Annotated in this window: 21 protein-coding genes; 12 read left to right on the top strand and 9 right to left on the bottom strand. The window is 42.7% G+C overall.

Annotated features, from left to right (window positions below; translation table 11 throughout):
• Positions 1–76 precede the first annotated feature (76 nt).
• Both LDO51_RS16405 and LDO51_RS16400 read left to right on the top strand, forming a co-directional pair.
• Positions 77–409, top strand: coding sequence for a DMT family transporter (locus LDO51_RS16405; RefSeq protein ID WP_154638416.1), 333 nt, complete (start codon positions 77–79; stop codon positions 407–409).
• Positions 410–465: 56 nt separating this feature from the next.
• Positions 466–771: a DUF333 domain-containing protein gene (locus LDO51_RS16400; protein WP_154603691.1), complete on the top strand. Its 306-nt coding sequence runs from the start codon at positions 466–468 to the stop codon at positions 769–771.
• A 64-nt stretch (positions 772–835) separates the two neighbouring features.
• Here the strand turns inward: LDO51_RS16400 and dsbB are convergent, their stop codons facing one another.
• A complete protein-coding gene (gene dsbB, locus LDO51_RS16395; protein WP_230082526.1) occupies positions 836–1,300 on the bottom strand; it encodes a disulfide bond formation protein DsbB in 465 nt (154 codons plus the stop codon).
• Positions 1,301–1,517: 217 nt separating this feature from the next.
• Between dsbB and LDO51_RS16390 the strand changes: the two genes are divergently transcribed.
• Complete coding sequence (locus LDO51_RS16390) at positions 1,518–1,691, top strand: hypothetical protein (protein ID WP_225575434.1); 174 nt, start codon at positions 1,518–1,520, stop codon at positions 1,689–1,691.
• Here LDO51_RS16390 and nhaB read toward each other — a convergent pair.
• Entirely contained in the window at positions 1,678–3,228 is a 1,551-nt protein-coding gene (nhaB, locus tag LDO51_RS16385; protein WP_225575433.1) for a sodium/proton antiporter NhaB, read from the bottom strand. The genes LDO51_RS16390 and nhaB overlap by 14 nt on opposite strands.
• A 220-nt stretch (positions 3,229–3,448) precedes the next feature.
• On the opposite strand from nhaB, the gene fadR reads away from it, so the two are divergent.
• Entirely contained in the window at positions 3,449–4,165 is a 717-nt protein-coding gene (gene fadR, locus LDO51_RS16380; RefSeq protein ID WP_225575432.1) for a fatty acid metabolism transcriptional regulator FadR, read from the top strand.
• A gap of 72 nt (positions 4,166–4,237) precedes the next feature.
• Here fadR and LDO51_RS16375 read toward each other — a convergent pair whose 3' ends face one another.
• The gene (locus tag LDO51_RS16375; protein WP_225575431.1) at positions 4,238–4,594 is read right to left on the bottom strand and encodes a hypothetical protein; all 357 of its coding nucleotides are present in this window, start codon (positions 4,592–4,594) and stop codon (positions 4,238–4,240) included.
• 418 nt (positions 4,595–5,012) lie between these two features.
• Here LDO51_RS16375 and LDO51_RS16370 point away from each other — a divergent pair, with 418 nt between their 5' ends.
• The 3 genes from LDO51_RS16370 to LDO51_RS16360 all read left to right on the top strand — a co-directional run bounded on the left by LDO51_RS16370 (position 5,013) and on the right by LDO51_RS16360 (position 8,338).
• A complete protein-coding gene (locus LDO51_RS16370; protein ID WP_225575430.1) occupies positions 5,013–6,314 on the top strand; it encodes a D-amino acid dehydrogenase in 1,302 nt (433 codons plus the stop codon).
• 36 nt (positions 6,315–6,350) lie between these two features.
• Positions 6,351–7,415, top strand: a complete 1,065-nt coding sequence (alr, locus tag LDO51_RS16365; RefSeq protein WP_225575429.1) for an alanine racemase — start codon at positions 6,351–6,353, stop codon at positions 7,413–7,415.
• A 170-nt stretch (positions 7,416–7,585) separates the two neighbouring features.
• Positions 7,586–8,338: a MipA/OmpV family protein gene (locus LDO51_RS16360; RefSeq protein WP_225575428.1), complete on the top strand. Its 753-nt coding sequence runs from the start codon at positions 7,586–7,588 to the stop codon at positions 8,336–8,338.
• Between the two features lie 59 nt (positions 8,339–8,397).
• Here the strand turns inward: LDO51_RS16360 and LDO51_RS16355 are convergent, their stop codons facing one another.
• Positions 8,398–9,279 (bottom strand): D-hexose-6-phosphate mutarotase, encoded by an 882-nt coding sequence (locus LDO51_RS16355; RefSeq protein WP_225575427.1) that lies wholly within the window; start codon positions 9,277–9,279, stop codon positions 8,398–8,400.
• Positions 9,280–9,526: 247 nt separating this feature from the next.
• On the bottom strand, positions 9,527–10,522 hold the full coding sequence (gene gapA, locus LDO51_RS16350; protein ID WP_006658762.1) for a glyceraldehyde-3-phosphate dehydrogenase: 996 nt from the start codon (positions 10,520–10,522) through the stop codon (positions 9,527–9,529).
• 356 nt (positions 10,523–10,878) lie between these two features.
• Here gapA and msrB point away from each other — a divergent pair, with 356 nt between their 5' ends.
• Complete coding sequence (gene msrB / locus LDO51_RS16345) at positions 10,879–11,292, top strand: peptide-methionine (R)-S-oxide reductase MsrB (RefSeq protein WP_225575426.1); 414 nt, start codon at positions 10,879–10,881, stop codon at positions 11,290–11,292.
• A gap of 129 nt (positions 11,293–11,421) precedes the next feature.
• A complete protein-coding gene (locus LDO51_RS16340) occupies positions 11,422–11,715 on the top strand; it encodes a YeaC family protein (RefSeq protein ID WP_225577294.1) in 294 nt (97 codons plus the stop codon).
• Positions 11,716–11,779: 64 nt separating this feature from the next.
• On the opposite strand, the gene pncA is transcribed toward LDO51_RS16340, so the two are convergent.
• The 3 genes from pncA to sppA form a co-directional block, all read right to left on the bottom strand.
• A complete protein-coding gene (gene pncA, locus LDO51_RS16335) occupies positions 11,780–12,400 on the bottom strand; it encodes a bifunctional nicotinamidase/pyrazinamidase (protein ID WP_225575425.1) in 621 nt (206 codons plus the stop codon).
• 23 nt (positions 12,401–12,423) lie between these two features.
• Positions 12,424–13,443, bottom strand: coding sequence for an asparaginase (gene ansA / locus LDO51_RS16330; RefSeq protein ID WP_225575424.1), 1,020 nt, complete (start codon positions 13,441–13,443; stop codon positions 12,424–12,426).
• A gap of 228 nt (positions 13,444–13,671) precedes the next feature.
• On the bottom strand, positions 13,672–15,525 hold the full coding sequence (gene sppA / locus LDO51_RS16325; protein WP_225575423.1) for a signal peptide peptidase SppA: 1,854 nt from the start codon (positions 15,523–15,525) through the stop codon (positions 13,672–13,674).
• Positions 15,526–15,787: 262 nt separating this feature from the next.
• On the opposite strand from sppA, the gene LDO51_RS16320 reads away from it, so the two are divergent.
• From LDO51_RS16320 to LDO51_RS16310, 3 genes are read left to right on the top strand one after another with little or no spacing between them, the layout of a single operon-like run.
• Positions 15,788–16,339: an NAD(P)H nitroreductase gene (locus LDO51_RS16320; RefSeq protein WP_225575422.1), complete on the top strand. Its 552-nt coding sequence runs from the start codon at positions 15,788–15,790 to the stop codon at positions 16,337–16,339.
• 11 nt (positions 16,340–16,350) lie between these two features.
• Complete coding sequence (gene selD / locus LDO51_RS16315; protein ID WP_225575421.1) at positions 16,351–17,394, top strand: selenide, water dikinase SelD; 1,044 nt, start codon at positions 16,351–16,353, stop codon at positions 17,392–17,394.
• 3 nt (positions 17,395–17,397) lie between these two features.
• On the top strand, positions 17,398–19,338 hold the full coding sequence (locus tag LDO51_RS16310; protein WP_225575420.1) for a DNA topoisomerase III: 1,941 nt from the start codon (positions 17,398–17,400) through the stop codon (positions 19,336–19,338).
• Between the two features lie 238 nt (positions 19,339–19,576).
• Here the strand turns inward: LDO51_RS16310 and xthA are convergent, their stop codons facing one another.
• Positions 19,577–20,389: an exodeoxyribonuclease III gene (gene xthA, locus LDO51_RS16305; RefSeq protein ID WP_225575419.1), complete on the bottom strand. Its 813-nt coding sequence runs from the start codon at positions 20,387–20,389 to the stop codon at positions 19,577–19,579.
• Between the last annotated feature and the right edge of the window lie 150 nt (positions 20,390–20,539).

The raw sequence follows: 20,539 nt of genomic DNA, 5'->3' as shown, positions 1-20,539 counted from the left end.
TAAAGGTTAGTACGGTGCTTTTTGGTGTGTTAAATTTCTGCCAAACTTTAGGCTAAAGAATAGAGAAAGGTGAACGATGAAAGGATTGGGCTTTTTATTAATGTCGATTATTGCAGAAGTGATTGCGACAACCACGTTAAAAGCGTCGGATGGTTTTAGCCGTTTTTGGCCCTCTTTAGTGGTTGTCATTGGCTATGCCGTCTCTTTCTGGGGGCTTTCTCAAGTTGTGAAAGTGATGCCACTGGGGATCGCGTATGCCATTTGGTCAGGATTGGGAATTGTGTTGGTTTCTGTAGCGGCTATCTATATTTATAACCAAAAACTCGATTTACCCGCAATTATTGGTATGCTATTAATTATCATTGGTGTATTAGTCATCAACCTGTTTTCTAAAAGCGGCACCCATTAATGAGATTCAAAACATAGTGGGGCTCAAAACAGCGCTGATACTATCGGAGAAAGAGAATGAAAAGGAAAAGTCAGGCGCTGTTAAAAACAGTCGTGGCAATGGGGTCAGCTACTGTGTTATCCATTTTACTTTCAGCGTGCAGTAGCCCTGATAACAGTAAAATGACAAGAGCAGAAACATCCGGTTCTCAATATGCTCAGCAAGTGGTGAATTTAGGGCCAGGTGCACAAGAGGCATGTACTTCAGCGGGTGGATTACCTTCACTGAATTTAGAACTCAATGGTGAAAAAACCCCAGTTTGCCAGTTTGCAAATGGGCGCCGTTGCGCCGTTTCGGCAATCCGTAGTGGGGCCTGTATTTAAGTATTTTGGTGAGCTAATGATTTGAATCGCCCATCAAGTACAGTTGATGGGCGAAAAAGAAAGGTTATTTTTTGCTTGGGAAAAAGAGGCTGATCGCAACGATGATGCCAACTAAGATGTAAGCTGCAAAAATACCGACTAACCACTGCGGCATGTCTAACCCTAAGAATGCCCACTGTCTAACGGCACAATCACCGGTCGCTTCAAACACAGAAGGTACCCATTCTTGAAGTGGTAGCCAGTCTGGGAAGTTAACAAAGAAATCACACGATGCAAACGGAGACGGGTAAAGTTGCAGCATGGTATGTTCCCATGAAAGGTCTAATCCACGCCAACCCGCATACAGCCAAACCACAATCGCAATCACTTTAACGACGGTACTTTTCGGTGCAATCGCTCCGATTAAACCTGCCGCAATAATTCCCATCAATGCAACGCGTTCATAGATACACATTACACAAGGTTGCAGTTTCATAATATGTTGGAAATACAGAGCGGCACATTCAAGCATAAAAGCAGTGAATGCCATAAGTAGCCAAGCTGACCGTCCTTGAGAACAGTAATTAAAAAATCTGAACATAATAAATTCCCTTCATTAATAATCGGCTTATTTTGCCTCTATCTGGGTGATAAAAAAAGCAGCTAAATCAGATTAGAATAAGATTAGCTTAGTTTTTACGTTTTATTACAAAAAAAAGCCGCATAAATATGCGGCTCAGACCATTTCCAAGCCATCAGGTTTGGAAATGGCTCTTTTGGGTTGTAATATTGACGAGGAAAATAGATTTATTGATTTTCGCCTGATAACACAAAGAGGGAAAAACCACGCTTTTATCCCTCTTTGTCATCAACCTCAGCCGCATAAATATGCGGCTTTAAATCCAGAATCTGATCAATCAATATTGATTAACGCGGAATAGAAATTAACCCTAAGCTTTCCATCCAGTCAGTTAATGGGATAAGCCATAGCTCAACACCTAGCAGACCGACGATTGTCATTACAACCGTAAATGGTAATGCCATCCAAACCATTCTGCCATAAGACAGACGAATCAGTGGAGACAGTGCAGAGGTTAACAGGAACAGGAAGGCGGCTTGTCCATTTGGCGTTGCAACCGACGGCAAGTTTGTTCCGGTGTTAATCGCAACAGCTAAGTGCTGATACTGCTCAGCTGAAATTAAGCCCGCATTCGCGGCTTTCAATGCTTCAGTAATATACACGGTGCCGACAAACACGTTATCTGATACCGCAGAGAGCAGCCCGTTAAACAGATAGAACAGGGACAGCTGCGATGATTCAGAAGATTGCAGCACATACTGAATGAATGGCGTAAATAGCTGCTGGTCAATGATCACGGCGACAACGCTGAAAAAGACCGTCAGTAGGGCAGTAAACGGCAAGGCTTCTTCAAAGGCTTTTCCGAGAGCGTGTTCTTCAGTGATCCCACAGAATGTCGTGGCGAGAATGATCACGGACAGACCAATCAGACCCACTTCAGCAAGGTGAAATGCCAGCGCGACAATTAACCAAATACCGATAAGCCCTTGAACGATAAGCTGTGCCTGCTCTTTCTTACTACGTTTAGCACTCATTTTTTTGTCGTGCTCGGTTAATACTTGGCGCACGGTATCGGGCAACTCAGCCCCGTAGCCAAATACTTTGAACTTCTCAACGAGGAAACAGACTATAAGCCCACATAAGAAAACAGGGATAGTGACTGGTGCCATACGCAGATAGAAGGTAATAAAGTCCCACTCAACATGTTTTGCGATGATCAGGTTTTGTGGTTCACCCACCATGGTCATTACGCCGCCAAGGGCAGTACCGATACCCGCATGCATCATTAAGCTACGTAAGAACGCACGGAACTGTTCCAACGTCTGCTTTTTCTCAACCGTATCAATGAAAGAATCATTTTGTAGATCCGTATTGCTCGGTTGGCTGGAGGCATATTGATGGTAAATCGAGTAGAAGCCAATAGAAACGCTAATGACCACAGCAATGACGGTTAAAGCATCTAAGAAAGCGGATAAAAACGCACTTGCTAAGCAAAATGACAACGCTAAAATTCGTTTAGAACGGACGTTTATTAACAGCTTCGTAAACACAAATAACAGCAGTTGCTTCATAAAGTAGATGCCCGCCACCATAAAGATCAGTAACAGAACCACTTCAAGGTTATTACTAATTTCATGAGAAATCTGTGCTGGGGAGGTCATGCCAATTAGCACCGCTTCAATGGCTAATAGCCCACCGGGTTGTAATGGGTAGCATTTTAGTGCCATCGCCAAGGTGAAAATGAATTCAATGACAAGTAGCCAACCGGCGATAAATGGGTTAACAAAGTAGAAAACAATTGGGTTTATTATTAAGAACAAAATGATAGCAAGTTTGTACCAATCTGGAGAATTTCCCAAAAAATTCTTCAAAAATGCTCTTCTTAAACTAAAATCCATTATGACTTTTAATCCTCTTTAACAGGTGTTGTGTGACTGCGCGTTACATACTACTCTTATCTTTTATAGAATTTAAGCTTATTTGCTAATAGATAATCCATTAATTATATGGGGTTTTTACGATTCATCTGCGGTTTATTAGAAAGCTAACTATCTCAGATTGTGACAATCTGGTATGCTTTCGCGTAGTCCGTCTAAAAATGTTTGGAATAATAAAAATATGGTTATTAAAGCTCAAAGTCCGGCAGGTTTTGCGGAAGAGTACATTATTGAGAGTATTTGGAACAATCGTTTTCCTCCAGGATCTATCTTACCCGCGGAGCGTGAGCTATCTGAATTAATCGGCGTAACCCGTACTACATTACGTGAAGTTTTACAGCGTTTAGCCCGTGATGGGTGGTTAACCATTCAACATGGTAAGCCAACCAAGGTCAATAACTATTGGGAAACTTCAGGATTAAACATTCTGGAAACGCTGGCGAAGCTTGATCACGACCGTGTGCCTCAGTTAATTGATAATTTATTGGCAGTACGTACCAATATTGCGGCTATTTTTATTCGTACTGCATTTCGTAATGATCCGGAAGCTTCATTAGAAGTGTTATCAGGAAAAGATAAAGTTGAAGACAATTCGGATGCATTTAGCGATTTGGATTACAACATTTTCCGTGGACTGGCCTTTGCGTCAGGTAACCCTATCTATGGTCTGATTATTAATGGATTAAGAGGTTTATACACACGAGTTGGGCGTTATTATTTCTCTAACCCTGAAGCGCGTCGTTTAGCGTTAAGTTTTTACCAACAGCTAAGCAATTTATGTCGCGAACAAGCCTATGATCGCATTATGGACTGTGTCAGAAACTACGGTAAAGACAGCGGAATTATTTGGCATAACATGCAAAGTAATATGCCATCTGATCTTGCAAATAATATTTAACTTGCCAGTTTCGAACAAAAAAGCCAGTGCCTTGCACTGGCTTTTTTGTGGCGATTAATCATATTTAAAATATTAATTTAGTAAGCAAGTGCAGGAGTTATCCATCGTAACGATGTTGTAGTAATCGACTTTCTTGTTTGATAGCTCTTTAACCACGCTATCTATAAAATTATCATCGGACAAATTTATAGCGTCATCATTTATCATACAATGGAAACCTGTACGTACTGTACTTGTGGTGGATGCTAATGCATTAATTGGACATTTAGGTATGGGTATTGTGCTAAAACAGACATTATCTCCATGGATCTCAACGCGTATCTTTTCCTCAGGGTTACAAAGCACTGTTGCAAAACTCATGTGAGCGAATAAAAACAAAATAGTACCTAGCCCCATTGATCGTCCTACAGAAAAGATCTTTCTCATCATGTTGTTCCCCCTTTTAATTAACTTGTTGAATTTATGTTGGATAGGAAATATCAATCACTACAGACATTCCAGTTGAATAATCTAGAGGATTATAACTTTTTAGTATTAAATGAAGTGATTATGAAGTTAATTAAATTGGCACATAATATATTGCATTCAAATTAAAGCACAAAATATTGAATTTTATTTTTTTCTGGAAAATATTTTTTAAATTAATTGCATACAATTCAATTGGGTATGTTTTTTTTGCTTTTTTATGAGGCTTTTCATCTGAAATAATACGCTGCATTGCAAATTTAAAAGGCACCTAATCAGCTTTATTGTCTTTTTTGTTAAAAATGTTAATCAACTGTATTGGAAAATAAAAACTAGAATATTATGCTAACAGTAATTCCATTTTGTTCTCTTGAGGGGTTCTATGAAAGTTCTCGTTTTAGGTGCTGGCGTTATTGGTGTTACCACTGCGTGGTATCTAGCACAAGAAGGGCATGAAGTTTGCGTCATTGATAGACAGCTTGATGTGGCTGAAGAAACCAGCGCAGGTAATGCTGGGCAAATTTCTCCAGGATATGCAACTCCATGGGGTGCACCGGGGATCCCTCTTAAAGCCGTAAAATGGATGTTTGAAAAACATGCCCCTTTAGCAATAAAACCTGATGGTAGTTTGTTCCAATTACGTTGGATGTGGCAGATGCTAAAAAACTGCGACATGCAGCACTACACCATGAACAAGAGCCGTATGGTGCGGATCGCAGAATATAGTCGTGATTGTATTCGCCAACTTAGAGCAGATACCGGCATTGGTTATGAAGGTCGCCAAGGCGGTACGTTACAGTTGTTTAGAACTGCAAAACAGTTTGATAATGCCGCCAATGATATTGCGATTTTACAGCAAGAAGGTGTGCCATACGAATTACTGACCTCAGAAGAGCTTATTACGGCTGAGCCTGCATTGGCTTTTGTAAAACATAAGCTAACAGGTGGTTTGCGCTTACCAAACGATGAAACAGGTGATTGCCAGCAATTTACTAAAAAATTGGCAAAAATGGCGGAGCAAGCCGGGGTTACATTCCGTTTTGGATGCCATGTGGAACAAATTTTGACCGATGGAAAACGTATCAGTGGCATTAAGATTGATGGCGAAATTTTATTAGCGGATCAATACGTAGTGGCGATGGGGTCATATTCAACTCAAATGCTGCAACAGTTGGTAAAAATTCCAGTATATCCACTGAAAGGTTACTCACTGACAATGCCAATTATTGATGAGTCACGATCCCCTGTTTCAACCGTGTTGGATGAAACTTACAAAATTGCGGTCACTCGTTTTGACCAGCGTATTCGCGTAGGTGGAATGGCAGAGGTAGTCGGGTTTAACCTTGATGTACTGAAAAAACGCTGTGAAACCTTGAAAATGGTAGTGCAAGATTTATATCAAGGTGGCGGTGATATTAACCAAGCACAGTTCTGGACTGGATTACGCCCAATGACACCAGATGGTACACCGATTGTAGGGCCAACAGAATTTAGTAACTTATATCTTAATACAGGGCATGGAACCTTAGGTTGGACAATGGCCTGCGGCTCTGGCAAATTGTTGGCTGACTTAATTTCAGGGAATACGCCAGATATCGCTGCGGATGATTTATCTGTGTTTAGGTACACAGATGGTTTTAATACCAAACTAGTGAATTTAGGTCATTTATCGCCAGCGCGTTAATTGAGCGACGTAAAATATCAATAATAAGGAATCGCAATGCCACGCCCAATTCGTGCTGTCATTCATCAACATAATTTAGAGCATAATTTAGCGGTGATCCGCCAGAAAATTGGTCAGTCCAAGATTTGGTCGGTTATGAAAGCGGATGGTTATGGTCATGGTATAAAACGAATTTGGCGTGGGCTTAAAACATCGGATGGTTTCGCGGTTCTGGATCTGCATGAAGCGATTTTATTGCGAGAAGAGGGGTGGCAAGGGCCAATTTTACTGCTGGAGGGTTTTTTCCAACGGGATGATCTCAGCATGATAGACCAGTATCAGCTAACGACCAGTGTGCACAGCTATTGGCAGCTAACTGCGATTGAGCAAGCCACATTGAGCCGCCCAATTTCTGTGTATATCAAACTTAATAGTGGTATGAATCGTTTGGGTTTTTCTGTCGATGAATATGCTGATGTTGTGAGTCAATTAACCCACATGGCAAACGTGGCGGATGTTACACTAATGAGCCATTTTGCAAATTCAGATTGGGTTGAGGGTACACACGCGCCGTTAGAGAAAATTCAACAGTTTTCAGCATTGTCACTACCAACCTGTATTGCCAATTCAGGTGCTGTGTTGTGGCATCAAAATACCCATTATGATTGGGTTCGTGCAGGCATTGTTTTGTACGGTGCATCACCAAGCGGCAAGTGGGCCGATATTGCTGAATATGGTTTAAAAGCCGCAATGACCCTACAATCTGAAATTATTGCGATACATGAGATTGAATCAGGACAGTCTATCGGTTATGGCAGCAAATTCACGTCAGTAAAACCGATGCGCATAGCGACGGTTGCATGTGGATATGCTGATGGTTATCCTCGTCATGCGCCTACAGGAACGCCAGTCTGGTGCCTTGGTCAACGTTGTCATTTGCTAGGTGCCGTATCGATGGATATGCTCACTATTGATATTAGTGACTGTCCTAATGCCAAAATTGGCACTCAAGTTGAGCTATGGGGTGAAAATTTACCAGTTGATGACGTTGCACAGTCCGCAGGTACGATCGGTTATGAATTATTATGTGCATTAGCACGACGTGTACCTATTGATTTTTAATGCGTAATTATGACATTTCATTCACTTATCTTATATTCATTACTGAGAAATATAGACAATCAATGGAATTTAGCTTTAAATGTGAACCATCTCATTAACGTAGGGGAAACCTCCCGCGTTATTCATTGTTTATTATTAACTTCATTTGAATAATTTAGGTTTAATTTAATATGTCAAAAACAATTAAAATGACCACACTTGCCATCGCGTTAAGTGCGATGTCAAGCGCTGCATTGGCTGGAACTTGGTCTGTCGGTGGCTCTGTATTAGCGCAGGCCACACCTTACAAAGGCATCAAGACAAGTGACTATATTACGCCACTTCCTGTCATTAATTATGAAAGTGAAGATTTTTACTTCCGTACATTAGCCGTAGGTTACTACCTGTGGAATGATAAAGTGGATCAGCTTTCTTTAGATGCTTATTACTATCCACATTTCTTTAAGCCAAAAGATAACGATAATGCGGATATGCGTAAGCTTGATCGCCGTCGTGATACGGTGATGGGCGGTTTTACTTATAGACATAATGCTGATTGGGGTACATTACGTTTTAATGGCTCTATCGACATGTTATGGGAAAGTGAGGGAATGCGTGCAGAAGCCGCTTATCTGTATGCATTTAAAGGTGATAACTGGTCTTTAACGCCGGGCTTAGGTATCAAATGGGATAGCGCAAAACTGAACCGTTATGAATTTGGTGTGACATCGAAAGAGTCAGCGAAAAGTGGCTTAGAGCGCTACCAACCAAATTCAAGCTGGACTCCATATGTTGAATTATCGGCTAATTATCGGATGACAGATAGCTGGTCTCTGTTTGCATTAGGTCGTGTTGATAAGCTGTCTAATGAAGTGAAAGATAGCCCGATGGTTAATAAGTCTTATTCAGGAATTGTATGGAGCGGTGTAACTTACACCTTCTAATGATTCACACTGAATAGTAAAACCCCAAAATGGCGTGGCTGTTTTGGGGTTTTTTGCTTCTATGACTGGGGTTTGTTGTCGCGACAGACCATCACAAGAGACAGGCGAGAAGGATTCTGAGCTTCAGATTTCATTGGCATATGAATGCGAGCCGTTTCTACACAAACCATCTGTTTATAACCATTATTAGGCATATCCTGCATGCTGCATGATAATTCTGCCCAAGGGTTCCAGCACACCACATCACTGTGATGATAATGATGTAACTCAATAGTGCGATTCCAACCATCATCACGTAGCAAGCTGTATTCTTCTGGCTCGGTGTATATGCGGTCAGTGTGCTTATTAAATTTCAGCGGCTCTGAAATATAGGCTTCTCTGTCTGCGACTTTATCAATGTAATGTCCACCAAGACCATAAACGGTGGCTTTCTGAATATCACTGATATTGAAATAGCTGTGTAATGCGGCGGTAGCCTCAAAGTCACCGTAGCTTTCTAATTCAAGCTCGCAGGTTTCTCCGAGCTTCATACGTAAAATCAGTGTGAACTCATGAGGCCAAAGTTTACGGGTGTATTCGTTGTCCGTCAGGGTAAAGGTGAGGATGACGCCACAATCATGTTCATTATGAGCCGTAAATTGCCAAGGTGAAATACGGGCAAACCCATGACTAGGGCTATTTACAGGACCAAACCATGGCCAGCAAATAGGAATGCCACCACGGATGGCAACCCCTTCTTTAAATGCACTTTCGGGACTTAACCAAAGACAGGGTTTTTGGCCTGCGGGTTGCCAGTCAATTAAGTGGGCACCTTGTAGGCTCACGGCACCACGCACTTTTGGGTGCGAAATGACGATCAGCGGTAAATCCCCAAGTTGGCGTTGGGTAATGTAAGGAGAAATTTGTTTGATAACAGGTAAAGCAAAAATTTTATCATGCATTGTCTTGCGCCTGTGGTTGTTGGTCCATCATCACGACCTAAATCAGCGACTATAAATAGAACAGTGCCTATAAATAGGACAGTAACTAGAAATAACAATATAACAAACTCACGATACTGCAAGTGGCATTGAGTGAAGCGGGGGACGCAGCTTGGAGTATATTGAGCTGGGCTTTAATTTTGAATGTATGAAAGAGACAAAAGAGCCGCCAAGAGGCGGCTCAGTCAGACTAATAGCTAAACAGCTCTTATTTAGAGATGTGAGCGATCAGGTCTAGAACTTTGTTAGAGTAACCAGTTTCGTTGTCATACCAAGAAACCAGTTTCACAAAGTTGTCGTTCAGAGCGATACCTGCTTTAGCATCGAATACTGAAGTCAGTTTTTCGCCGTTGAAATCGGTAGATACAACGTCGTCTTCAGTGTAACCCAGAACGCCTTTCAGTTCGCCTTCTGCAGCTTCTTTGATAGCGTCACAGATTTGTGCGTAAGTTGCTGGTTTTGCCAAACGTGCAGTCAGGTCAACAACAGAAACGTTAGGAGTTGGAACACGGAAAGACATACCAGTCAGTTTACCGTTCAGCTCAGGAATAACTTTACCTACAGCTTTAGCAGCACCAGTTGAAGATGGGATGATGTTCTGAGAAGCACCACGACCACCACGCCAGTCTTTGTGAGATGGACCATCAACAGTTTTTTGTGTTGCTGTCGTTGCGTGAACAGTGGTCATCAGACCTTCAACGATACCAAATTTGTCGTTGATAACTTTAGCCAGTGGAGCTAAGCAGTTAGTTGTGCAAGATGCGTTAGAAACGATTTCTTGACCTGCGTAAGCTTTGTGGTTAACGCCCATAACGAACATTGGAGTGTCATCTTTAGAAGGACCAGTTAACACAACTTTCTTCGCGCCTGCTTGGATGTGTTTACGAGCAGTCTCGTCAGTCAGGAAGATACCTGTTGCTTCAGCAACAACATCAACACCGACTTCGTTCCATTTCAGGTTCGCAGGATCTTTCTCTGCTGTAACACGGATTTTTTTACCGTTAACAACTAAGTGACCATCTTTAACTTCAACAGTACCGTTGAAACGACCATGAGTTGAGTCGTATTTCAACATGTATGCCATGTACTCTGCATCGAGCAGGTCGTTGATAGCAACGATTTCGATGTCAGAACGTTCTTGTGCAGCACGGAAAACGATACGGCCGATACGACCAAAACCATTAATACCTACTTTGATAGTCATAGTATTTCCACCAGCTATTTTATTTCGTGAATTAAGATGTACTTAAAGTTACCAAAACCTTGCCAGCCGTCAAGCGGAATCGTGTCAATTATTGAAAAAAATCAATTCTGATACCACTATCTGCATATTTGTCAGTCACTTCAGCAGCAAATACAGCCGCACGTATTATCGGGATTGTTCAGCATAATGAAACCATCCATCAGTGATATATGTGAGACTCATCACAAATCAAACCGTAAAGTTCTAGCCTTAATAGTCTAGAATAGTTTTTTACTGAGCGTTGTTAATTTTTTGTTGCTTGAAATGGATGCAAAATCGCTTTAATGCGTATCTTTTTGAAAAAGAGTAGGTAATCGATGTCGAATAAAGATAAGCAAGCTGTTGATTTATCAAAACTTAACCAAGTCCAGCTGTATGTTACACAACACGCTGGCACAGAGCCCCCTTTTAGTGGCCAATTATTGCATAACCGTAAAGATGGCGTGTATGAATGTCTCTGTTGTGGAACCCCTTTATTCCTTTCTGAGACCAAATTTGATGCAGGCTGCGGATGGCCGAGTTTCTTTCAACCAATTGATGAAAGTTTGATAAAATTTATTGAAGATTTCTCTCATGGAATGCATCGTATTGAAGTTCGCTGTGGGAATTGCAATGCGCACCTTGGACATGTATTTCCTGATGGCCCACTACCAACTGGACAGCGTTACTGCATAAATTCAGCATCCCTAAGCTTTACGGATGACCAAACGGGTGAAAAGACCGTGGGGTAACGTGCTGAAGCTTGCTGAAGTGTAAAGGTGGATTCAGAAATAACGATTCAGCTATTATTTAACATACAATAAAAACAATTATCTTGATTGCCACTAAATTGATGTGATGAGGCGTAAGTGAGTATAGAAATGGATGCACAACAAATAGAACAATTACTGTCTGCCATGAACCCTGAAATTTACCAGCGTTTAGTGACAGCAGTGGAGTTAGGTAAATGGCCAGATGGTGTAGCATTAACACCAGAACAGAAAGAAAATACCTTGCAGATGGTGATGTTATGGCAGTCTCGCCATAATCATGATGCGGAGCATATGACGGTCGGCACTGACGGTCAAATCACCATGAAGAGCAAACAAGAATTAAAAGCGCTTTTTCAAGGGGAGCGGTTAGCGACGTTGAAACCGCAAGAAAACGACGAATAAAATATTTAGCCCTGCAAGTTAGCAGGGCCAAAATTTGAAATCCGTTAGCAGGGCGATGGAAACGCTAGAGTGGCAATGTCACTAACTTAGCACCGGCACCCTGCATTTCCGCGAAAGCCTTCTGGCTATCTTCAGGGTCTAAGTTAACGCCACGACACCCATCCGTTAGCACATCAACACGGTAGCCCAATCTTAGCGCGTCCAGTACAGTAAACTTCACACAATAGTCAGTCGCAATACCCATAATAATTAAATGGTTAACTTGCTGCTGCTGAAGCCATGCATGCAGTTCAGTTTGACTGACTCGGTCATTATCAAAAAAGGCACTGTAGCTATCTACCTGTGGATTTTCACCTTTGGTAAATATCTTTTGAATGGCTTGGCGATTAAGCTCTGGATGGAAATCAGCGCCATGGGAGTCTTGTACGCAGTGAACTGGCCACCAGACCTGTGGCAACCCATTAAGTTCACCAAGGGTACCAACAGGTTGGTCAGAGTTCACGGCAAAACTGAGATGGTTTTCTGGATGCCAATCTTGGCTGGCAATCACCGTGATCCCCTGTTTCTGGCACTGTTCAATAATGTGGTTTGCAGTTTCAATAACTTGTTCGCTTTGTTTTACAGCGAGAGCACCACCAGTACAAAAATCATTTTGTAAGTCGACTAACAGTAACGCTGATTTCATTTTTCTTCTCAGTAGGTTATGACTTATTCGTCGGCATAGCTTAATTCACCACGCAGGTTATTTTGCATTAATTCTCGAATAAGCTCTGGAGTATAATCTTGGCTTAGTAAGTAATGTAATTTACTCAATGCTGCTTCAAAAGTCATATCAAAACCACTGATCACCCCAGATTCTGCCAATGCGTGTCCTGTGGCGTAACCTTCCATATTTACGCGCCCAGAAATACATTGAGTGAGGTTAACGACAATAATGCCTCGAGAAGTCGCTTCACGGAGGATGCGTAAAAGCTCGGGCTGTTGTGGAGCATTACCGACACCGTAAGAGCGCAAGATGAGAGCTTTAACCGGTTGCTGGAGAATATTCCGCACGATTTCAATCGATAACCCGGGATAGAGCGTGACAACCCCTATGGGCTGCGGGGTAATGCGATGTGTTTTTAATTCGCCAATACCAATCGGTGCAGGGCAGGTATTGAAAGTACGAATATGAATGCCGGCTTCCATCAGTGGGGAACAATTTGGGGAGGTGAAAGCTTCAAAACCATCGGCATGGGCTTTCACTGTGCGGTTACCGCGATACAGTTTGTTATTGAAGAATAAACCTACTTCGTTGATCGGGTAGTTTGCCGCTAAATAGAGCGCATTAAGCAGGTTGGTTTGCCCATCCGAACGTAAGGCTTCTAATGGAATCTGTGACCCTGTCACAATGATCGGCTTCTTCAAGTTTTCAAACATAAAGGAGAGTGCAGAAGCGGTAAATGCCATGGTGTCAGTGCCATGCAGGATCACAAAACCATCATATTTCTCGTAATTTTCACTGATATCATCAGCGATATTTTGCCAATCTTCCGGTGTAATGTCCGAAGAATCGATTAACGGCTGGTGTTCACGAATAGTAAATGTTGGCATTTCAGGACGATGAAACTCAGGCATTTGAGCCAATTGCGTCTGTAGGTGACCGGAAACAGGAATATAGCCCTGAGGGGAATGGCGCATGCCGATGGTACCACCCGTATAAACGACATAAATCGATTTCTTCTGCATTTTGTTACCTAACGATGACAGACGAAGTTCTGTATGAATAAGAAATTCTGTGTGTGAATAATTTGGATTATAAGGATTTTGGCTTATTTACCGGAGATAATCTATGGATAAAACAAGATATTGCAGATTGTTGTGATGGAAACTTCAGTTTACGCCAGCGTGATTCACCGCGAATGGCAGCCCCTCTAAGGTTGACTTGAGAGGGGAGCCATGGGTGGAAATGAATAATTAGTTAATTTCCGCGCAGTTTAAGCAAAATGCGTAACGATTTTGTGGGTCGTTCATTTTTAAGAAAAACTGAGCTTGGCGGCGAATATCAGTAGCGACCGCTGGCGGCAGGAATGTTTGCAATGCATCAGGCATCATGACTTGAACGTTACTTGTCAGTTCAAGGATCAACTGATCCATAAAGGACAGTTCCGGTTGCATCCAATCCAGTTCGACAGATTTTACTTTCGCTAACTCCGCGGCTTTTGCGACGGCATCATCGAAATCACCGAGCTCATCGACTAAACCAATCTTCATGGCATCCTTACCAATCCAAACACGACCTTGGGCAATCTTATCGATTTCTTCCGGTGTTTTATGGCGAGATTGCGCGACTAAGCCAATAAAGGTTTGGTAGCCATTCTCGATGGTGATTTGCATCATATCGGAAAATTGAGGACTGATCCCTTTAGTGACAGAAACGCCGGCTAATGGTGAAGTCGAAACGCCATCAGTATAAACGCCGATGGATTCTAATGAGTTTTCAAAGGTATTGATCACACCAAAAATACCGATAGAGCCAGTTAAAGTACTTGGGCTAGCAATAATGTAGTCTGCTGGAGTTGAGATCCAGTAACCGCCTGATGCAGCCATGCCACCCATTGATACGACGACAGGTTTCTTCGCAGCACGGGCTGCAGCTAATTCACTGCGGATCAAGTCGGAAGCGCTGACACTTCCCCCAGGGCTATTAACACGTAATACGATGGCTTTAATATTTTCATTTAAACGCGCATCACGGATTTGAGCTGCGAGAGTTTCGCCGCCGGCAATACCTGGAGTTTGTGGACCATCCATGATAGCACCTTGCACTACGATAACTGCAATATTACCCTCGCTGTTGCTCGTATCTGCAATGTTAGTGGAGTAATCATAGATGCTAATGCCATTAAATGTTTTATCTTCTTTATTCCAACCAAACTGATTCGAGAACACATTTTCGGCCTGTTCGCGGGTGTAAATCTTATCCACTAACTTTTGTTGTAAAGCATATTGCGCCGTATCACCTTTGACGGCACGAAGTTGTGTAATGAGCTTATCCGCTCCCGGGAAAATTTGCTCAACTTTAGATTGGCGATTTTCGGCGATAGATCCTAAATAATTATCCCATAAGGTATTTAACCAAAGCAGGTTAGCTTCACGGGCCTCAGGTGACATATTATCGCGCATCATCGGTTCAACCGCAGATTTGTAGGTACCAACGCGGAAAATATGGGTGCTTACTTTGAGTTTTTCTAATAAAGATTTGTAATACAGTGTATCCGTTGAGAAACCGTAAATACCAACGGCGCCATGTGGTGCGAGATAAATCTCATCTGCGAAGCTAGCTAAATAATATTGAGCTTGCGTATAGCTATCGCCCATTGCATAGACTGACTTCCCAGAGGCTTTAAACTCTTCAATCGCTTTACCGATGTATGCCATGGAGGGTTGATCAGCACCAACCATATTATCTAAACGTAATATTAGACCTGTAATGCGGTCATCGTCAGCGGCGGTACGAATGGTATCGACGATATCGAATAGCGAGTTTTCTTGCATTAAGTTATTCGCGGTACCCAGCAATTCGCGACTCATGCGCCCGAAAGGATCCGGGGAAGAGACTTGGTCAACAACAATACCTTGTAGATCAACAACCAGTGCACCAAAATAGTTTTTTTCTGGCTTGCTGTCAGATTGCAAGAGAGAATAAGAGCCGATCACTAAAAATAGCAACACGAAGAAAATTGCGTTGAAAATAAATTGTCGAATGAAATTAATGACTCGCCAGCTAAACTTAAAAACGGTGGCAAAAATATCCCAGAGTTGTCGCATTTTTTCTCCAGTGTGAGGATATCAATCAGGTTGGCGGCATAAGATGACGCGCGAATGATTTAGAATATCATCTATTTGACAGATGATTAATAGATAGATTAATCAATAGATTTAATCCTATACAGCATCAAACGATGACAGATACCAACTAATCTAATATAGGATTATTCATAACAAAACCATTGTGGGCGTTGTACAATAGCCTGATGGTATTTCTATTTTGCTGAGCACTACATCAGCTTACTCTTAATCGGAGATCAATATGGATGCATTAACCCTTTTGTTGAACCGCCGTTCAGCTTCACGCTTAACCACTCCAGCGCCACAAGGCGAACAACTCGACAATATTCTTGCCGCAGGAATGAGAGCGCCAGACCACGGAGCATTAAAGCCATGGCACTTTGTTGTTATGCAAGGAGAAGGTATCGCTCGCTTTAGCCAACTGCTTGAAAAAGCAGCCGTAGAAGGTAAGTTAGGTGCGGAAGTTGAAGAAAAAGCGCGTAATGCACCATTTCGTGCACCATTAATCATTACAGTGATTGCGAAAGTGAAAGATCATCCCAAAGTGCCACAGTGGGAACAAATTGTTGCCGCAAGCTGCACCGTACAAGCTATGCAAATGGCTGCCTTAGCTCAAGGTTTTGGTGGTATTTGGCGTTCAGGCTCATGGACGGAAGACGCGATTGTACGTGATGGTTTAGGCTGTGAAGAAAATGACCATATCGTCGGTTTCCTTTATTTAGGTACCCCAGAATTAAAAGCACCTGCAAAAGCTCAACAACCTGATATGACAGGCTTTGTGACCTATTTCTAAAGAGACAGATAATGACAGAAAAAATTAGACTGACCCAATATAGCCACGGTGCTGGCTGCGGATGCAAAATTGCACCAAAAGTGTTAGAGCAAATTTTACATACTGAACAAGCTAAATTTCATGATCCGCACTTATTAGTAGGTAATGAAACCAAAGATGATGCCGCAGTTTATGATTTAGGTAATGGCATCGGCATTATCAGTACCACTGACTTCTTTATGCCTATCGTGGATAACCCATTTGAATTCGGACGTATTGCTGCAACGAACGCCATCAGCGATATTTTTGCGATGGGGGGTAAGCCGATTATGGCGATTGCGATCCTCGGCTGGCCTATTGCTAAATTACCACCAGAAGTGGCTCGAGAAGTCATTGAAGGAGGACGAGCTGCTTGCGCGGATGCGGGTATTTCACTGGCAGGCGGTCATTCTATCGATTCACCAGAGCCTATCTTTGGTTTAGCGGTGACAGGGGTCGTGAACACGGATTATGTGAAGAAAAACAGTGCGGCGAGCGCAGATTGCGAACTGTTCCTAACCAAACCGTTAGGTATTGGCGTGCTGACCACGGCGGAGAAAAAAGGTGTGTTAGCGCCAGAACATGCACACCTTGCTGCTGAAACCATGTGCCAAATGAACAAGTTCGGCGCGGTTGTTGCTCCTTTAGACGGCGTGACGGCAATGACGGACGTGACGGGTTTTGGTCTACTCGGGCATTTAAGTGAGATCTGTGAAGGTTCTGGTGTTCGTGCTCAGATTTCCTTTAGCAAAGTACCAAAACTTGCTGATGTCGAAAAATACATTGAAGCGGGCTGCGTACCAGGTGGAACTCAGCGCAACTTTGATAGTTATGGCCACTTAATTGGACCAATGAGTGACCTGCAGCGCAAACTGTTGTGTGATCCACAAACGTCAGGTGGGTTACTCATCGCCGTTAAATCATCGGAAGTCGCTAAAATTAAAGAGATTGCACAGCAGCAAGGTGTTTTGTTACAGTCTGTTGGAAAATTATTACCTGCACAAAACGGTGTGCCTTTAATTGAAGTGATCGATTAATCTATGCGTTTGTTTATTGCGGAAAAGCCCAGTCTTGCACGGGCCATTGCGGATGTACTACCAAAACCTCATCGTAAAGGGGATGGTTTTATTCAATGTGGTGATGACCAGATGGTCACGTGGTGTATTGGGCATCTTTTAGAACAGGCTGAACCGGATGCTTATGATCCGCGTTATGCCCGTTGGAACTTACAAGATTTGCCAATCATCCCTGAGAAATGGCAATTGAAGCCCCGTTCCGCAGTAACCAAACAATTAAACACTATCGACAAGCTCCTTAAGCAAGCCAGCGTCGTTGTCCACGCAGGAGATCCCGATAGAGAGGGGCAACTACTGGTGGATGAGGTGCTGGATTACTTCAAGCTTGATCCCGAAAAACGCAAAAGCGTGAAGCGCTGTTTAATTAACGACTTGAACCCTCAAGCTGTTGAGCGAGCGATTGATCGTTTACGTGAAAACCGTGAATTTATTCCGTTATGTGTATCTGCATTAGCCCGCGCTCGTGCAGATTGGCTGTATGGAATCAACATGACTCGCGCCTATACCTTATTAGGACAGCGAGGTGGTTACCAAGGGGTTCTCTCTGTTGGGCGCGTACAAACTCCTGTATTGGGGTTGGTCGTTAGGCGCGACGAAGAGATAGAACACTTTGTACCCAAAGACTTTTTTGAAGTTAAAGCGCACATTGTCACGCCAAAAGATGAACACTTTGTGGCAATTTGGCAGCCAAGTGAATCTTGCATCGATTTTCAAGATGAAGAAGGGCGTTTAATTCATCGCCCATTAGCGGAACATGTGGTTTCTCGCATCGAAGGCAAGCCAGCAATTGTCACGCAATACCAAGATAAGCAGGAAACTGAGATTGCACCATTGCCATTTTCATTATCCGCCTTGCAGATTGAAGCTGCCAAAAAATACGGTTTAAGTGCCCAAGAGGTGCTGGACATTTGCCAGAAACTGTATGAAACCCATAAGCTTATCACTTACCCGCGTTCGGATAGTCGTTATCTACCGGATGAGCATTTTGCCGGGCGTCATGCGGTATTAAACGCAATTGCGGTACACCAACCCGCATTAACTGAATTTGAATTACCTGAACTGGATAAGAAAAACCGGTGTTGGGATGATAAAAAAGTGGATGCCCACCATGCCATCATTCCGACCGCTAAAACCGCCGCCGTGCGTTTAACTGAAAATGAAAGCAATGTGTACCAGTTAATTGCTCGTCAGTACATTATCCAGTTTATGGCTGATGCGGTTTACCGCAAATGTACTATTGATTTAGACATTGAAAACGGCAAATTTAATGCCAAAGCGCGTTTTCTAGCGGAAGCGGGATGGCGAGTTGTGTTAGGCGGGAAAGAGCGCGATGCGGAAAACGATGGCATGCCATTGCCTATCGTGAAAAAAGGCGATGAACTTTTGTGTGAAAAAGGGGAAGTGGTCGAACGGCAAACTCAACCACCTCGCCCATTTACCGATGCAACACTGCTGTCTGCTATGACGGGGATCGCCCGTTTTGTACAGGATAAAGCATTAAAAAAAGTATTACGTGAAACAGATGGTTTAGGTACCGAAGCGACGCGAGCGGGGATTATTGACCTACTATTTAAACGTCAATTTTTGTTTAAAAAAGGGCGCTATATTCACGCTTCACCCGCTGGGCGAGCACTGATCCATGTTTTACCCGATATGGCGACTTTGCCCGATATGACGGCTCACTGGGAATCAAGGCTAACGCAGATCAGCGAAAAGCAAACCCGTTACGATGATTTTATGCAACCGTTGAGCCAGACGTTAATTAACTTAATTCAACAAGCTCGTCAATATACAAACTTGCGCGCATTTCGTGAATTGCCTCCCGTAGCTAATAGCAAAGGGGCAAAGAAGGGCACAAAAAAAGCGAGTGCGAGTAAAGGGAAAAAATCATCACCATCAGAATAAGTGCAGTGGATTTCTAAATTTTAGAACGCTAAGCAATAATTTTGATGGGATTATTAATTGAATTTCTGTTTGATAAGCAAGAAAGAGGCCCGACGCTACAATCCGTATTGCCTAGAGGTCAACAACCGTTATTCAATTCACTAATTGAGTTTAGTGTGCACTAAGGACGAATGTAGAAAAGATATCTAGAGGGAAAGCATAGGGCATATGATTATGCCCTATAAAGAGATGCGCGGGGCTACTTAGTAAGGTTGAACTCAGCCCATACTGGTGCGTGGTCAGACGGTTTTTCCATGCCACGGATGTCGTAATCAATACCTGTTGCGCTACAACGGCTGGCGAGTTTCTTAGACGCCAGCAGAAGGTCAATACGCAGACCTCGATTATCGTCAAAGCCTTTGGAGCGATAATCAAACCATGAGTAGCAATCGGTGGTATCTGGATGCTGTTCACGATAGGTATCAACAAGCCCCCAACTTAGTAGTCTATCCAGCCATTCGCGCTCTTCAGGTAAGAATGAGCATTTTCCTGTTTTCAACCAACGCTTACGGTTAACTTCGCCAATGCCAATGTCTAAATCGGTATGGCTGATGTTCATGTCGCCCATAATCAGCAACTGTGAGTCTGCGGTTTGCGTTGATGTTACGTAATCTTGCAGATCACGATAGAATTTTTCTTTTGCTGGAAATTTGGTTGGGTGGTCACGGCTTTCTCCTTGAGGGAAGTAGCCATTGATGACGGTCAGAACCCCCTCGCTAGTTTGAATATCAGCCATGATGATGCGGCGCTGAGCTTCATCATCATCCGTTGGAAACCCTTTCCTAACGGCAATTGGTTCATTTTTGAGGAGTAATGCTACGCCATAGTGGGCTTTTTGACCGTGAAAATAAACATGGTAGCCTAATTTGCTGACTTCCTCGTAAGGGAACATATCATCGTGGACTTTTGTTTCTTGTAACCCAATGACGTCAGGTTGGTGCTTATCAATAATTGCTTCCAGTTGATGAGGACGTGCTCTTAGACCATTAATGTTGAACGAGATAAATTTCATGGTTACTTATTACCCATTGCTTTGAAAATGACTGAAGGGATTCTATCAGAAGCTAACAATAGTGTAACTATTAAATATTTTTTGTTTATATAATTGCCCATAATTTATTAGGGAATTTTAATTTTTAATAATAATATATCTATGGCTGTT

The sequence above is a fragment of the Providencia alcalifaciens genome, assembly GCF_020271745.1.
In the GTDB taxonomy this organism is placed as follows: domain Bacteria; phylum Pseudomonadota; class Gammaproteobacteria; order Enterobacterales; family Enterobacteriaceae; genus Providencia; species Providencia alcalifaciens_B.
This window is presented reverse-complemented; position numbering and strand designations above follow the sequence as displayed.